Genomic DNA, 14642 nt, shown 5'->3' with positions numbered 1-14642 from the left:
ATGAATATATGTCTACCGAACGAAGCGTTGATTTTATTCGTTTATACGTATATACTTTTATCAACATACCTTGTGGAGGAATACAAATGCTTGATTATATATCCGTAGAGCAGGCTTCTGAAAAATGTGGAATCTCTAATAGAAGAATTCAGAAGCTATGTGAGGAAAATCGAATTCATGGTGTTATTCGCTTTGGCCGTTCATGGGCAATTCCAAAGGATGCTGAAAAGCCAGCGGATGCCAGAAAAAGGAGGATAAACGATGGAAAGTAAAATTTTACTTATAGAAGATGACATCAGTTTAGTGGATGGACTGAACTATTCATTAAAGCGCAATGGATTTGATGTAGAAATTGTCCGTACCATAGAAGACGCCTTAAACCGCCTACCCAAGATTAATACCTTCGATTTGCTAATCCTTGATGTGACATTACCAGATGGAACAGGCTTTGAAATTTGTGAAAAAGTAAGGAAACAAGGATGTCAGATCCCTATTTTATTTTTAACCGCTTCAGATGAAGAGGTGAATGTCATTCGCGGGCTGGACAGCGGCGGTGATGATTATGTAACAAAACCTTTTAAGTTAGGCGAGCTGTGCTCCCGGATTCGTGCCTTATTGCGCCGAACAGGACTTTCCAATCAAAGCAACCATACCGTAATGGAATGTGGTGATATATTGATTGACCTTTTAGGAAGCCGGGTGCTGTTAAAAGGAAAAGGGCTGGATTTAACAAGCGCAGAATACCGTCTTATTTGCTAACTCGTAAGGAATGCTAACCGGGTGACTACTCGCAATAGCATATTGAATGAATTGTGGGACAGTACCGGAGATTTTGTAGACGATAATACACTTTCTGTTTACGTGCGGCGACTTCGCGAAAAAATTGAAGCTGATCCTTCCCATCCAGAGCATTTAGTAACGATTCGGGGATTCGGCTATCAGTGGAACGAGGTATCTGAATGAACCTTTTTCGTGATAAACAAATTAGACACTTCAGCGTATTTCTTTTTACTTTTGTTTTTCTGATTTTTCTTTCTGGCATAGGGTTGAATACCGTGCAGGAAAAAGCCATGCAGGGTATATTTCTATCACACGACAATGCCATTGTTGCCTCTCTTTTGGAACAGGGGGTTTCAAAAGATGTTATCGTAAAAGCCATTACGAGTACAACAAGCAGCAAAGAGGGAACGACTCTGCTTGCAAATATTGGTGTAACAGAACATACCATTATAAAATTTCTTCCTTTTGTAGCTGAGTTTCAACGGACCTCAGTATATTACCTGTTGCCTTTAGGAGTGTTTCTATCCACGTTCCTTTTGGTTGGAGTATTCCTATTCTTATGGAAAAGAGAGCAGCTTTATCTGCATGCTGCAAAAATAATCTCCAATTTTACAGAGGGTGATTTTTCCTGCCATATGCCACAAATGAATGAAGGAACAATCTATCATCTCTTTGCTTCTGTAGACCAGCTTGCTACCATACTACAATCGAAAAACGAAGCCAATCAGAAAGCAAAAGAGTTATTGAAAAATACAATTTCTGATATATCACATCAGCTGAAAACTCCGTTTGCTGCTCTTTGCATGTATCATGAAATTATTTCCGATGAACCGGATAATGTCAAAACTGTTACAGAGTATTCCCAAAAGACAGAACTAGCGCTAAAGCGTATGGAACAGCTGATTCAAGTTATGTTGAAAATTACCCGATTGGATGCTGGTAGTATTGCTTTTGAAAAAGAAAGCTGTCGTATATCGGAATTAATTGGTCAAGCTGTCAGTGAATTGACAACACGGGCAGCCAGCGAGGGAAAAGAAATCATTATAGACGAATCCTTGGAGGAAACCATCCTTTGTGATAAGCAATGGACAAGCGAAGCGATTGGAAATATCGTTAAAAACGCTTTGGATCATACCACTTCGGGAGGAAAAATCCATATTTCATGGGACCGGACCCCTGCCATGCTCCGCATATCAATATCCGATAATGGTTCAGGCATATCTCCGGAAGATTTACATCATGTTTTCAAACGTTTTTACCGCAGCAAAAAATCTCTTAATACGCAGGGAATAGGTCTAGGACTGTCATTAGCAAAAGCGATTGTTGAGGGGCAAGGCGGTATCCTCTCCCTTCAAAGTGCCTTGCATGAGGGGACAGTCTTTACGCTTTCTTTCCTTACGGAACTGTAAGCTGTTATTCACCTGATTGTAAGGTGTACCTGTTATTCTCTTCAGAAAGGAGGTACTAAAAATATGGAAATTTTAAAAGTACAGCATTTATCAAAAACCTACGGAATAGGGGAGAATCAGGTAAATGCCTTAAAAAATGTTTCTTTTACATTAAGACAGGGAGAATTTGCGGCAGTAGTGGGTGAATCAGGTTCCGGTAAAAGTACGCTGCTCAATTGTATTGGAGCCTTGGATACCCCTACAGCCGGAAATATCTATATGGACGGAAAAGATTTATTTTCCATGAAAGAGGAACAGCGCACCATTTTCAGGCGGCGCAATATCGGCTTTGTGTTTCAGTCTTTTCAGCTTGTTGCAGAATTGACTGTGGAGCAAAATATTATGTTTCCGATTCTTCTGGATTACCGCAAGCCGGATCAATCAGCCGTGGATGAGATTTTAGAGGTATTAGGATTGAAAGAGCGCCGTCATCACTTGCCTAGCCAATTATCCGGCGGACAACAGCAGCGTGTTGCAATCGGACGGGCATTGATTACAAGGCCTAAATTGATTCTTGCTGATGAACCCACCGGAAATCTGGACAGCAAAAACAGTCAGGACGTTATTGATTTATTGGTTAAGGCATCACGCCACTACCAACAAACAATTCTAATGATTACACATAACAACAATCTGACCCATTCAGTAGACCGTGTACTGCGTGTTTCAGATGGTGTTTTGACGGATCTGGGAGGGAAAGAGAATGAAAAGTTATCTTGACCTTGTTCCCATCTCAGCTAAAGTACATAAAAGGCAGAACAGAATGTCTGTATTCTGCATTGTTTTAGCGGTGTTTTTAGTAACAGCTATTTTTGGTATGGCAGATATGTTTATACGCAGCCAAATTATGCAGGCCCGTATTGAGGACGGTAATTGGCATGTAATGGTCCGAAACATAAACGAAGAGCAAGCAAACCTAATTTCTGCGCGGCCGGAAGTAACTGCATCCTCTTGGTATGGTGCCCTCAACTTCAGGGGAGAGCAAGGCTATACTGTATCAGGAAAAAACGTGGCTATTTTTGGAATGGATGAAAGCTTTGTAACAGAAATGCTAACGGATGAAATCCAGGATGGAACATTTCCCCAAGAGGATAGTGAGGCCATAATATCAGAAAATGCAAAAACGATGCTTGGATTGCAAATCGGAGATTCCTTTTCAGTCAATGCACCTGGTGAAGCAAGTTATAGATTTACGATCTCCGGCTTTATGAAGAATGCGTCAAAAACAATGGAGGAAGATTCCTATGCGGCTTGCCTGACGACAAAGGCATTTCGTTCCATATATCCCGGCGTCAGGAATGGTGAACCGGCCGAGTATAACAGCGTCTTTTATGTACAGTTTTCCGCTCATAGCAATATACGCAATACGATTATTGATATGAAGTCCCAGCTTGGACTTTCAGACAAACAGGTTTCGGAAAATACGAAGCTGCTGGGCTTACTTGGTCAAAGCGGAGATTCCTTCATGCTGCAGATCTACAGCTCAGCTGCTGTTTTGTTTTTATTGGTATTGCTTGCAGGCATTATGATGATTGCAAGCAGTCTGAACAGCAATGTCGCACAGCGCACGGAATTTTTTGGAATGATGCGTTGTATCGGTGCGACACCCAAGCAGGTAATGAGATTTGTCCGAAAAGAAGCTCTTGGCTGGTGTAAATCTGCAATTCCATTGGGTATTTCATCGGGAGCTGTTGTCATTTGGATCTTGTGCGCCTTACTTCGTTTTCTCAGTCCGGAATTTTTTTCCGGGATGCCAGCTTTCGGTATAAGCTTACCAAGCATTGTGGCCGGTATTTGTGTAGGCATCCTGACGGTTCTGCTGGCAGCTCGTTCTCCCGCGAAAAGAGCTGCCAAGGTCTCACCGTTGGCAGCTGTATCCGGAAATGCGAATTCTTTGCAGCCTGTGCACAAAGCCGCAAATACTGCGCTTTTTAAGATTGATACTGCCCTTGGTTTCCATCATGCTAAAGCCAGCACGAAAAATTTTGTTTTGATGGTAGGTTCCTTTTCACTAAGTATCATTCTTTTTCTGGCGTTTTCGGTCACGATTGATTTTATGCATCATTCGCTTACTCCCTTAAAACCGTGGACACCGGATTTAACCATTGCCAGCCCGGATAGTACCCGTTCGATTCATAGTACCCTGTTAGAAGAATTTAAGGAAAATCCAGTAGTTAAGCGGGCATACGGACGAATGTTCGCTTATAATGTACCGGTTACAGTAAACGGGGAAGAAAAAAAGGTAGATTTGATTTCTTATGAGGAAAACCAATTTGCATGGGCAAAGGATTATTTGCTGGAGGGATCTTTGGATGCCGTCCAATCGGAGAACAGTACCGGACTGATTGTCTTTGAGCAGCAAAATACAATAAATATTGGAGATACAGTAACCCTGCACATAAGAGGGAACACTGCGGATATAACAATTGCCGGCTCTCTTTCTTCCAGTCCTTTCAACAACGCCCCTGATGTCGGGACAGTGATCTGTTCTGAAAAAACCTTCCGGCAGCTGACCGGCGAAACGGATTATACAATTATTGATTTGCAGCTCGCTAAGAACGCAACGGATGCTGATGTTGATGAAATTCATAGATCAGTTGGTATGGGGGTCACCTTTTCCGATAAACGCTCCGGCAATCGCAGTGTAATAGGTTCGTATTACTCCTTTGGATTGTTTATCTATGGTTTTATGACTTTGATTGCTCTAATTACCATATTCAACATTGTAAATAGCCTTGCTATGAGCGTTTCCTCCCGTATGAAGCAGTATGGCGCATTCCGTGCCATCGGCCTGAGTAATCGCCAGCTAATAAAAATGATTATTGCAGAGGCTTCAACCTACGCAATCGTGGGGAGTATCTGTGGAAGCATTGTCGGATTAATGCTGAATAAGCTTTTGTATGCAAGTCTGGTTACCTCTCACTGGGGTGAACAATGGAATATACCATTTTCAGAAATTACCATTATAATAGCAATCGTCCTCTTATCCGTTGTCTTCGCTGTAAGAGGGCCGGTTAAGCGAATCCGCCAGATGTCCATTGTAGATACCATAAGTGCACAGTGATATTTCATGTTGCTTCATGGCCCCATTCATACGGGGCCATTTCCCGTGCGGAATTGTTAGCTAAAACTGCAATAATCTATCTAAAGTGACGTGTTATCTAACAAATACATGGATATTTGCAACCGCATGATTTATATTTAGTATTGAGAGAAAAAAGCAATTAATAAATGGAAGGAGGAGTAACTTGGCTTACAATATTTTAGTCATTGATGATGACAAAGAACTATGCTCTTTAATTAAACAAAGCATATTGAAAGAGCAGATAAACTCTGATTGCTGCTATTCCGGTACAGACGGACTTGCGTTGCTTAAAAAAAACAATTACCAGCTAATTCTTCTGGATGTGATGATGCCGGGAATGGATGGTTTTCAGACTATGGAACAAATAAGGATGAAAAGCAGCATACCCATTCTGATGCTCACTTCTAAAAATGACAGCATGTCAAAAGTACAGGGGCTGCGTAGTGGTGCAGATGACTATTTAACAAAACCCTTCGATATGGAGGAACTGATTGCCAGGATTATTTCTTTGATACGCAGATATACACGCTTTCATTCGGCAGGCAATTACACGCAGCCCCTTACCTACAAAGGGCTGACAATAGATTTTGACAATCGGAGCGTGACCACACAAAATGGTACCTACGAACTGCCGCCGAAAGAATTTGATCTTTTGGTCTTTTGCGCTAAAAACCAGGGAAGAATTTTAACCAAACAGCAAATTTATGAAGAAGTTTGGGGTGAGCCCTATGTTTATGATGACAGCAACATTATGGCCATCATCAGCCGACTCCGGAAAAAGATTGAACCCAGTCTTGGGGCGCCGCTGTATATCCAAACGATAAAAGGTATTGGCTATCGCTTTAACAAGGAGGTATAGATTATGCTTTGGGATATGGTTTTAGGCCTGTTATTTTTCCTCACCCTCTTTTTCGGTTTTGTGTGTTTTTCAAAACTAATCGGTGTGAAACGGCAGCTTACGTATATGAACGAGGTTCTGGATGATATTCAGTCAGGAAACGGCAACCGAAAAATCCTTACGACAGACAATCAGTTGACCGCAGAGCTTTCCTTCAAAATGAATGAGATTGTATATGCCTATGAAGAACAGCTCTCACTACTGCGGGCGGCAGACGAAACCAACCGTCAGTTAATGACCAGCCTTTCCCATGATGTGAGAACACCTCTTACAACCCTGTTGGGTTACTTGGATGCTGTTCACAGAGGAGTTGTTACCGGAAAAACCCGTGAGGATTACCTTGTAATTGCCAGAAAAAAAGCCCATAATCTAAAAGACTATATTGATGTTCTATTTGACTGGTTTAAGCTCAACTCCAGTGAATTTTCTTTATCCATAGAACCGACAGAGCTTGCGGAGCTAACACGTAATATCCTCAAAGACTGGGTTCCTGTTTTTGAGGAAAAAAATCTGAATTATGAAATTGAGCTTCCAGAAAAACCGTTGCTTGCAAGAGTGGATTCGGATGGGTATTCCCGCATCATCAATAATTTAGTCCAAAATGTCATGAGTCATAGTCAGGCGACACAAATAAAAATTGAAATGGTTCAACAGGAAAATGCAATAGAAATCTACATAACGGATAACGGGATTGGAATTGAAAAATTCGATCTACAGCATATCTTTGAAAGATTGTATAAATGTGATAAAGGACGTTCGGATAAGGGAAGCGGATTAGGCCTTGCCATTGTCCGGCAGATGGTGGAGAAAATGGACGGACAAATCACGGTACAAAGCGAGCCAGACCAATATACAATTTTCACTGTTTCCTTTCCTTTAGAGGCTTGAACGAATCCCTGTCTATCAGCAGGGATTCGTTTTTAATTGCAAGGTTAATGCAAGGCAACGGCAAGGTTAATGCAAGATTGACAGGGTAGAATGATTTCAGTAAGAGAAGGAGGTTCTTCATTTGAGTGATTTTATCATTGAAACCAAAAATCTCACCAAACAATATGGTGAGCAGAAAAGTGTTGCAAATTTGAATATCCATGTAAAAAAAGGACGTATCTATGGTTTACTCGGCAGAAATGGTGCTGGGAAAACCACAGCTATGAAAATGCTCTTAAACCTGACACGGCCTACTTCCGGAGAAGTTCAGATTTTTAGCAAAAACATTCAGGGAAACGAAAAGAGAATTCTGCCCCGTATCGGAAGCTTAATCGAAGCACCGGGATTTTACCCGAACTTGACCGGTACAGAGAACCTGAAAATTTTTGCACAGCTCAGAGGTGTATCCAAACGTACCGCTATCAAAGATGCATTAGAAGTTGTTGGACTTGCTTATGGGGATAAGAAACTGTTTTCTCAATACTCTCTCGGCATGAAGCAACGTTTAGCGATTGCCCTTGCTATTATGCACGATCCGGAGCTGCTGATTTTGGATGAGCCGATCAACGGGCTTGACCCCATAGGGATTGCAGAAGTGCGATCCTTTATCCGGAATTTATGCGACGCTCGGGGGAAAACGATTCTTATTTCCAGCCATATCCTTTCAGAAATAGCACTTTTAGTAGATGATGTCGGCATTATTGATCACGGCGTGCTGTTGGAAGAAGAAAGCCTTGCAGAACTGGAAGAAAAGAATGGGAAGTACATCCATTTTATTGTTTCTGACACAGCACAGGCTGCCAGAATCATAGAGAGAAATTTTAGAGCTAATAATTTCACAGTGGATGATGATCATAGTCTGCGCTTATATGATAACAATTTTTCTGTGGCTGCCCTTAACCGTGCTTTTATTGAAAACGGATTGGAGGTATCCGAAGCTCACACCTGTGAAGATACCTTGGAGGATTACTTCAAGCGTATAACCGGAGGTGAGGGCATTGCGTAATCTGCTTCTAAATGAATTTAGAAAATTTAAAAGAAAGAAAATATTTTTCTTTGGAATACTGGCAGCTTTCATTTTTCCTCTTTTTAATGCAGCATTGTTGTCTGATTCCAACTTTGCAAGTATCCAGTCCGGTGTAAGAGAGGATAATGCCTTTTTGCTATTAATGCCCTTGCTGATTATCTTGGCAGCTAATCTGTTTTTTGTCGAGCAGGACAATGACACCTTAAAGAATCTGCTTTGCATACCGGTATCTAAAAATCAATTGGTCCTTGTAAAGTTAATGGTTTTGCTAATTTTCTCAGTTGCATTTCAGTTAATGGGCTTTGCAGTAAGCACGGCAACCGCAGTTTCTCAAAACATCCCGCTGACTGATTTTACTTTTGAATTCCTGCTCACAGCCTCATCAGGGGTACTCATGTGGGCTGCTGCGCTTCCCTGTGTTGTGCTGGTTGTATGGTTTAATAAAAGCTATATTCTCTCGGTGATTATCGTGTTCTTTTACACCCTGTGTAATTATGTGATGCATTTCAGTAATGCGATTATGATGCAGCCTATAGGAATAAATGCAGGAACCCTGATGCCTGTTCCTATGATCTTTCGGTGGTTATACCAATTTTACACGCCCACTGGTGAAATACAGACTGAATTTTACAATCGGTTCAGCCAATACTTTGTATCGGCACCCGTATGCTTTGGCATGCTTTTATTGGAAGCAGCCGTTTGTATATATTTGATGATTCGCCTCTATCGGCGCAGAGAAGTCTAAGGAAAGGAGGGCTCTTTTTTGATTCGTATTATAAAAACGGAGTTTTTGAAACTAAAGAGATTTCATATTTTGCTCATTGGCCTCATTGGCATGACGTTTCCTGCCATTTTGTCTGTATTCACACAGGCAGTCGCTACACCGGAGGTCACAACTCAGAATTATGGATTTTCGTCTCTTTTTAAAAGTACCATTTGGAATAGCGCAACAATTTTTATGCCAGTTATATTTACATTGATAGGCGGCTATCTGATCAACCGTGAATACACAGATAGCACACTGAAAAACATTTTTCCTGTTCCCATAAGCTTTCAGCGCCTGCTGTCCGGAAAGCTGCTGGCTATGGGAATTTTAAGCGTACTGTTTGGCTTTTACAGCTATGCTATAACATTGGTTGTCGGATTGCTGTCGGGTCTTTCCGGACTTAATGCAGGAATTTTATTTACCGGGCTTTTGCAAATGCTCGGAATATCACTTTTCACCTATATCACCATTCTACCGATTTTGGCATTTACCAGCAGGAAACCCGGGCTATTTATAGGAGGTGTTATCGTAGCCTTTCTCTTTGGATATAGTGCCATGTTCATCAAAGATGTCACGATACGCAGCCTATACCCTATCCTGTCTGGACTAACGATTATGGGGTTCGATACGGGAACCTTCATGAACACTTCCGAGTCTGGGAATCTTGTTTTATGCCTGCTATCCTTGACGGTCATGCTTTTGCTCACAACTGTGATTGTACTGCTGACAAAATCACCAAAACCAGCTTCTGCACATAAAAAGCATAAAGCGGTCAGTATGTTCCTCCGGTCGAGGTAAAAAGGCCTATAATTTCAATATCCACAAAGAATATCTGCGGGAATTTATATTGTTTCAGATGGTGATGGGGTTCTGGTTGGATCGAGCTAGAGTTAATTGAAAGAGGTGACACACTCTATGAAAGATAAAATATTAAGCAAGCTTGCTTTGATTACCATTTTTGTACCGCTGACGGTTGTATTCTTCTGGGAACCAGACATCCCCAACGCAACCGCTCTGCTCATTGGATATTTCATTTTTATTGCGCTTAGTTTTTGCTATACCCTATTTCTGTTTATTAAAAAGCATTTAAGAAATACAGATACTAAAATTGCGCTTAGTGTAAACGGTCTATATCTTGCAGGGATATTATTTCTTGTGATACTTCCACGTGTTTTCTAATTATATCACAAAATTATACTAAACCCCTTCAACCCCATAAAGGTTGGCGGGGTTTTTATGTGTTAGTCAATACAGACTACTCCTAGGTATATTTACTGTAGCGACAAAGAGGTATTTCATCCATTTATGAATTAATTAAATAAAGCACGGAAATTCCCCCCTGCCTTATTTAAAATATTCTGTTTCTGCATAACCTAAAATCAACATTAATTATCTATAGGCTGAGTTTCTATCTCCATAATACAGAAATATATAAATACTTCTATCTTATGCTGTGCAAGAGTTTCTAGCGTAAAGATAGCTGTAAAGGATTCCATGTCTGATCTCATCCGTTATAATTTCTGTCATCATGTTAATATGAACACGGTCCTGCATTGCGTAGAGAATTTTGCGATATTTTTGGACAGCATTCTGCTCTCCCAGTAAGGCTCGACCCAAACCCTCACAATAACTTTCCGGTTCGATAAACTGCTCACCCTGCGTCTGCTGGGACATCATACCGGTTAATTCATAGAAGAGCTGACTAAATAACGTGTAGTGTCCAATTTCATTATCACGAATCCCAGCTATTATATCACGCTCTTCTTCAGAGGGTGCTTCCTGTAGCAGCCATGCATAGAACATTCTATCCTCTGTTTCACCAGATAGAGCCTCTTGTATTAAGTCAAGTGCATTCTGCAGATTTTGTGGATATATGAATATATCATCTGATTGTGTTTCTTGTGCTGTTCCGATTGTATTCTCTGCTGGCATATACGGATTTATCTGACCATAATAATAAGGATGGTAATTGCTGTAGTCGCTATAATACATTGTGTGAACTCCAAAAATATACTTTCAATATTATATGATGAATTTGATAGGTCTGTGATAAAACCCGCATTATGGATAACTTATATCGTTTTAGTGACCAAATAACTTAAATAAATAGGTCTATTCCAATTACTTCATGTTTTATTCACTGATAAAAATGAAGATACAAAAATCTATCCAAAAGCATCCTTCTTTTTCCCAGTCTTTCTTCCAGGTAATATCTGAAATACTTTGAAAACTCTATAACTTCCTTAAGATCTTGTGTTTTTACCTCATATTCACCATATCTGACACCCATAAATATAACGGCCACTTTAAGGAAATCTGTCTGGTTAAATTTTATTTTGTTGCCAATTCTTTCAGCAAAGGTAAGCAGCGTATCTTCATCGGTCATGCGAAAGCCCTCTTTTTCAAGGTAATGCAAAATTTCAGCCATAATGAAAAAGAGCTTTCCATTATCTGAAGCATTCTCAAATTTCTTCCTGTATTTACCCTTTAGTATGTTGTAATAAATAAAAGTAATTCCAATGAATAGGATCAAAATACCTGTCACTGCCCAAATAAAAGGTAGCACATAATTTTTCCGTTGTCTCTGATAACCTTGAAAATTCTCTCCGCTATTAATCAACTCCTGATAGGCAGGCGGCATTGAAGGCTGCAACATACCTGATTCTCCAAAATTACTGTACCCGGAAGTTTTTGGTTCCTCCTTCCACTGGGTATACCTGGCTCCATAGAATGCAGGCGTTGGTTCAAAAGGAATCCACCCGATTCCTTCTATGTAAGCCTCAACCCAGGAATGCGCACAGCTGCTGCCTACATTATAGGCACCGGAAGAATCTATGTTTTCATAATCCACCATAAAGCCTTCTACGTAACGTGTGGGTATGCCGACACATCTGCCCAGCACTCCGAAAGCAGAAGCAAAATAGGTGCAATAGCCCTTTTTCTGATGAAACAGAAAATAATCCACAAAATCTTCTCCGCCCGGAGTCCTTCCGATTCTGGTAGTATAGGAAAGCTGATTCAGATAAGCTTCTATAGCTTTTAATTTATCGTAATCATTCTCACAGCCTTTGGTTAACTGATCCGCCAATATTCTGACCCGTTCCGGAAGGGAATCCGGCAGGGCAGTATACCAAGTCTTTATTTCAGCAGATCGGCGGTTAAGGTCCTGTTTTAATCCCTCCATGTCAATATCTGTTGGTAACAAATCATAATGAAATAGTTTCCTTGCGGTTCTGCTTAATACCTCCGATGATACGAAACTGTTATCCTCAGCTCCCTCCCTGAACATCTTCTGCAGAAATGTATTATTTAGATTTAGTTCATAATACTTTACACTGTACTTAAACCCGATTCCTTTTGCTTTATCTGATAAAAAGGCTCCCTGGGGTGTTTCATTAAATTTAAGCTTCCGGTAGAACTTAATATTGTAGGTTTTTATGGGATAGAAAAGAGATCTGGTACTGATATCATAATATTCGATATCATAGCTTCTGTTTTTTACAATATTATTTAAATCGTTGCCTTCTTCCCTGCCAAAGGCAGTCAGTAATTCATAAAAGTCATAATAATAATCTTCTTTCTCAAGCTCTCTTGTCCTTTTGCTTCTCTCCCAGCTCCGCCCCGTATAAGTATCATTTATGGAACCGATCAGATATCCTGCCGCAGTACTTTTATTCTGCGTATTAACCTTCAGGGCCGTTTCATTCTTTACATTAACTTCTCCCCCAAGCTCTGTAGGTTCTTCCGAGTACCCGGAAAAACTGACCGAAAATTCATTGCCATTACGGTCAAAAAGGAATTCCAGCTGGGTGATTAAACGAGCCCCCTGTTCCTGCGCTTTTTCAATAAATTCCTTAAATCCTTTCCACTTAATGGGTTCATTCCCAGACGGCAGCGTTATGGATAACAAAGCTATGATGATACAGGCCGGCGCCAGATAAACAGTAGCAATACTATTATTCACTGTATTACTGCTCTTATAATATAGTTTGCCGCAATACTCAGCGAGGGTTGACAGAGAATAAAATATAATTACTCCTACTGTAATTTTAGGTATATTGACTTTATTCACAGCCGAGATGATAAGTAGTACTGCCAATACGGCCGCAGCTATATTCTTTACCATTTTTAGGCGATGCAGAAAATACGTAACCACACCACACAGGAAAATAATTCCTGCCATTACTATCACACCGTAACTTCGCTCATACAATTTCTCATCTCCGTTATAGATAAGGCACCATTGATACAGATTCCTGATTTCCTTGATAAAATTGACTTTTAATGCTAAGGTGATAATAATAAAAGCCAGGAGGATTCCTGTCAGTACAAAAAGGGTAAGAAGATTCTTTTTATACTGGTCAATAAAATATATCATACCCAGGAAGATCAATGTAAGACACATAAGAACTACAATATGGATCCTCAGGACAAACAGATTCTCAAAATATGCCCCCATAGCCAGGGTAAGCAGAAAACTTTCCGCAACCGCTAATCTTCTAATTAACTGCTTCTCCGTATTCATGCCTTTAATACCTCCCCGATTTCATCCTCCCGCGTCACCTGTTTTACAATTATTCCGGAAAGTCTCAGGCTTTTGATCATTTCCTTTTCATCCTCTCCGACTGTATCACGAACTAGCAGCAAAGACAGGTCATTGCCATTCTCCGACAGCCCCAGCATCATTATGTATAGTTCTAAGGTAATCTCATGGGTAATAACAATATAAAATCCCGTATTCTCCGTAAAGTTCAGACTTTCCTTTAATATGCTTTCTACAGGAATGGTCGAATGAAAGTGCATTTGAGCAGTAAGCTGGTAAAAGAGATCAAAATCCATTTTCCCCCCAATGAAGATATTTTTTATACCTCCCTGTTCATAATATACCTTTACTCTTGTATTATTATCTTTACAGTAGTTTGCAACAGCAAGCGCACCTTCAATGATTTGGTCTTCTATAATCATGGCAGTGAGGCTGTCTTCCCTGACCGTTCTCAGATCCATCAGGATAGCAGTTTCTGCTTTGGGATTGCTGATAAACTTCCGGACGAATAACTGATTGTGCCTGGCACTTACTTTCCAATGGATCTGCTTTTTACTGTCACCTGATATGTATTTTCTTGTCTCCAGATCCATGGCATCAAAAGAAACGTTTCTTAAACAGGATGTGTTCTTAACATCCTTAAGCTCCGGTGCTATACTAAGCCTTGGTATATTTACAATCCTTGGAAGCACGGTAACTTTTAGTTTGGAGGAAATAGGATAGGTAATCTTAAACAAGTAGAAAAAATCAATAATATCCACCGTACTGGCACCCACAAAGTATTCACCCCGATATCTGCAACGGAGATTGGTTTCCATTTTCTCCAACTGTCCGGGTAAAAGACAGTATTCACTGATATCATCTATATTGGCTATACTGGATCTGTCATGGAAGAAGTTAACCTTAATACTTCGAAAGGTAATATAATCTTCATTGGCCAGGGTAAAGGAATAGGGAATAAAATCACCTTTTACTACCAACCGCTGGCCGATTTCCTGATAGATTCGGAAACGGATATATACATAAAAGGTATAAAGAATAGAAACTACCGGTATGGATAAGCTCATATAAAAAAGAGCATACGAAACATTTCCGCCATAATGGCTGGCGAAAATGGCCGATGCTATGATTAAAATCAGCATTATAATACGATTAATAAACATATAAC

Annotated in this window: 13 protein-coding genes and 1 pseudogene; 11 read left to right on the top strand and 3 right to left on the bottom strand. The window is 40.3% G+C overall.

What is annotated here, in order from left to right; genetic code table 11:
* Nucleotides 1-86 precede the first annotated feature (86 nt).
* The 11 genes and pseudogenes from BR73_RS0103075 (at nucleotide 87) to BR73_RS0103025 (ending at nucleotide 10110) form a co-directional block, all read left to right on the top strand.
* Nucleotides 87-272, top strand: coding sequence for a helix-turn-helix domain-containing protein (locus BR73_RS0103075; protein ID WP_033164355.1), 186 nt, complete (start codon nucleotides 87-89; stop codon nucleotides 270-272).
* Nucleotides 262-963 (top strand): annotated as a pseudogene (locus BR73_RS26655) (response regulator transcription factor). Before BR73_RS0103075 ends, BR73_RS26655 begins: the two are co-directional and overlap by 11 nt.
* Before the next feature lie 107 nt (nucleotides 964-1070).
* Nucleotides 1071-2189 carry a HAMP domain-containing sensor histidine kinase gene (locus BR73_RS0103065; RefSeq protein WP_347463084.1) on the top strand — a complete coding sequence of 373 codons (1119 nt, stop codon included), beginning with the start codon at nucleotides 1071-1073 and terminating at the stop codon, nucleotides 2187-2189.
* Nucleotides 2190-2252: 63 nt separating this feature from the next.
* Nucleotides 2253-2948: an ABC transporter ATP-binding protein gene (locus BR73_RS0103060; RefSeq protein ID WP_033164353.1), complete on the top strand. Its 696-nt coding sequence runs from the start codon at nucleotides 2253-2255 to the stop codon at nucleotides 2946-2948.
* Entirely contained in the window at nucleotides 2932-5292 is a 2361-nt protein-coding gene (locus tag BR73_RS0103055; RefSeq protein ID WP_033164352.1) for an ABC transporter permease, read from the top strand. Before BR73_RS0103060 ends, BR73_RS0103055 begins: the two co-directional genes overlap by 17 nt.
* A gap of 184 nt (nucleotides 5293-5476) precedes the next feature.
* Complete coding sequence (locus BR73_RS0103050) at nucleotides 5477-6172, top strand: response regulator transcription factor (RefSeq protein ID WP_033164351.1); 696 nt, start codon at nucleotides 5477-5479, stop codon at nucleotides 6170-6172.
* A gap of 3 nt (nucleotides 6173-6175) precedes the next feature.
* On the top strand, nucleotides 6176-7099 hold the full coding sequence (locus BR73_RS0103045) for a HAMP domain-containing sensor histidine kinase (protein WP_033164350.1): 924 nt from the start codon (nucleotides 6176-6178) through the stop codon (nucleotides 7097-7099).
* Between the two features lie 121 nt (nucleotides 7100-7220).
* Nucleotides 7221-8144 (top strand): ABC transporter ATP-binding protein, encoded by a 924-nt coding sequence (locus tag BR73_RS0103040; protein WP_033164349.1) that lies wholly within the window; start codon nucleotides 7221-7223, stop codon nucleotides 8142-8144.
* Complete coding sequence (locus BR73_RS0103035; RefSeq protein ID WP_051684923.1) at nucleotides 8137-8910, top strand: ABC transporter permease; 774 nt, start codon at nucleotides 8137-8139, stop codon at nucleotides 8908-8910. The genes BR73_RS0103040 and BR73_RS0103035 overlap by 8 nt, the downstream gene beginning before the upstream one ends.
* Before the next feature lie 18 nt (nucleotides 8911-8928).
* Nucleotides 8929-9729, top strand: coding sequence for an ABC transporter permease (locus BR73_RS0103030; RefSeq protein WP_033164347.1), 801 nt, complete (start codon nucleotides 8929-8931; stop codon nucleotides 9727-9729).
* Nucleotides 9730-9846: 117 nt separating this feature from the next.
* On the top strand, nucleotides 9847-10110 hold the full coding sequence (locus tag BR73_RS0103025) for a hypothetical protein (RefSeq protein ID WP_033164346.1): 264 nt from the start codon (nucleotides 9847-9849) through the stop codon (nucleotides 10108-10110).
* A gap of 267 nt (nucleotides 10111-10377) precedes the next feature.
* Here BR73_RS0103025 and BR73_RS0103020 read toward each other — a convergent pair whose 3' ends face one another.
* The 3 genes from BR73_RS0103020 to BR73_RS0103010 all read right to left on the bottom strand — a co-directional run bounded on the left by BR73_RS0103020 (nucleotide 10378) and on the right by BR73_RS0103010 (nucleotide 14637).
* Nucleotides 10378-10923 carry a ferritin-like domain-containing protein gene (locus BR73_RS0103020; RefSeq protein ID WP_033164345.1) on the bottom strand — a complete coding sequence of 182 codons (546 nt, stop codon included), beginning with the start codon at nucleotides 10921-10923 and terminating at the stop codon, nucleotides 10378-10380.
* A 145-nt stretch (nucleotides 10924-11068) separates the two neighbouring features.
* Nucleotides 11069-13456 carry a transglutaminase-like domain-containing protein gene (locus tag BR73_RS0103015; RefSeq protein ID WP_033164344.1) on the bottom strand — a complete coding sequence of 796 codons (2388 nt, stop codon included), beginning with the start codon at nucleotides 13454-13456 and terminating at the stop codon, nucleotides 11069-11071.
* Complete coding sequence (locus tag BR73_RS0103010) at nucleotides 13453-14637, bottom strand: DUF58 domain-containing protein (RefSeq protein ID WP_033164343.1); 1185 nt, start codon at nucleotides 14635-14637, stop codon at nucleotides 13453-13455. The genes BR73_RS0103015 and BR73_RS0103010 overlap by 4 nt, the downstream gene beginning before the upstream one ends.
* Nucleotides 14638-14642: the final 5 nt, after the last annotated feature.

It is taken from the genome of Clostridium sp. KNHs205 (assembly GCF_000702945.1).
Classification (GTDB): Bacteria; Bacillota; Clostridia; order Lachnospirales; family Lachnospiraceae; genus Anaerocolumna.
This window is presented reverse-complemented; position numbering and strand designations above follow the sequence as displayed.

What these genes read in the sequence shown, in the direction of transcription:
- BR73_RS0103055 (WP_033164352.1), top strand. Translation starts at nt 2,932, where the DNA reads ATGAAAAGTTATCTTGACCTTGTTCCCATCTCAGCTAAAGTACATAAA.
- BR73_RS0103020 (WP_033164345.1), bottom strand. Translation starts at nt 10,923, where the DNA reads ATGTATTATAGCGACTACAGCAATTACCATCCTTATTATTATGGTCAG.
- BR73_RS0103060 (WP_033164353.1), top strand. Translation starts at nt 2,253, where the DNA reads ATGGAAATTTTAAAAGTACAGCATTTATCAAAAACCTACGGAATAGGG.
- BR73_RS0103065 (WP_347463084.1), top strand. Translation starts at nt 1,071, where the DNA reads ATGCAGGGTATATTTCTATCACACGACAATGCCATTGTTGCCTCTCTT.
- BR73_RS0103045 (WP_033164350.1), top strand. Translation starts at nt 6,176, where the DNA reads ATGCTTTGGGATATGGTTTTAGGCCTGTTATTTTTCCTCACCCTCTTT.
- BR73_RS0103015 (WP_033164344.1), bottom strand. Translation starts at nt 13,456, where the DNA reads ATGAATACGGAGAAGCAGTTAATTAGAAGATTAGCGGTTGCGGAAAGT.
- BR73_RS0103025 (WP_033164346.1), top strand. Translation starts at nt 9,847, where the DNA reads ATGAAAGATAAAATATTAAGCAAGCTTGCTTTGATTACCATTTTTGTA.
- BR73_RS0103010 (WP_033164343.1), bottom strand. Translation starts at nt 14,637, where the DNA reads ATGTTTATTAATCGTATTATAATGCTGATTTTAATCATAGCATCGGCC.
- BR73_RS0103075 (WP_033164355.1), top strand. Translation starts at nt 87, where the DNA reads ATGCTTGATTATATATCCGTAGAGCAGGCTTCTGAAAAATGTGGAATC.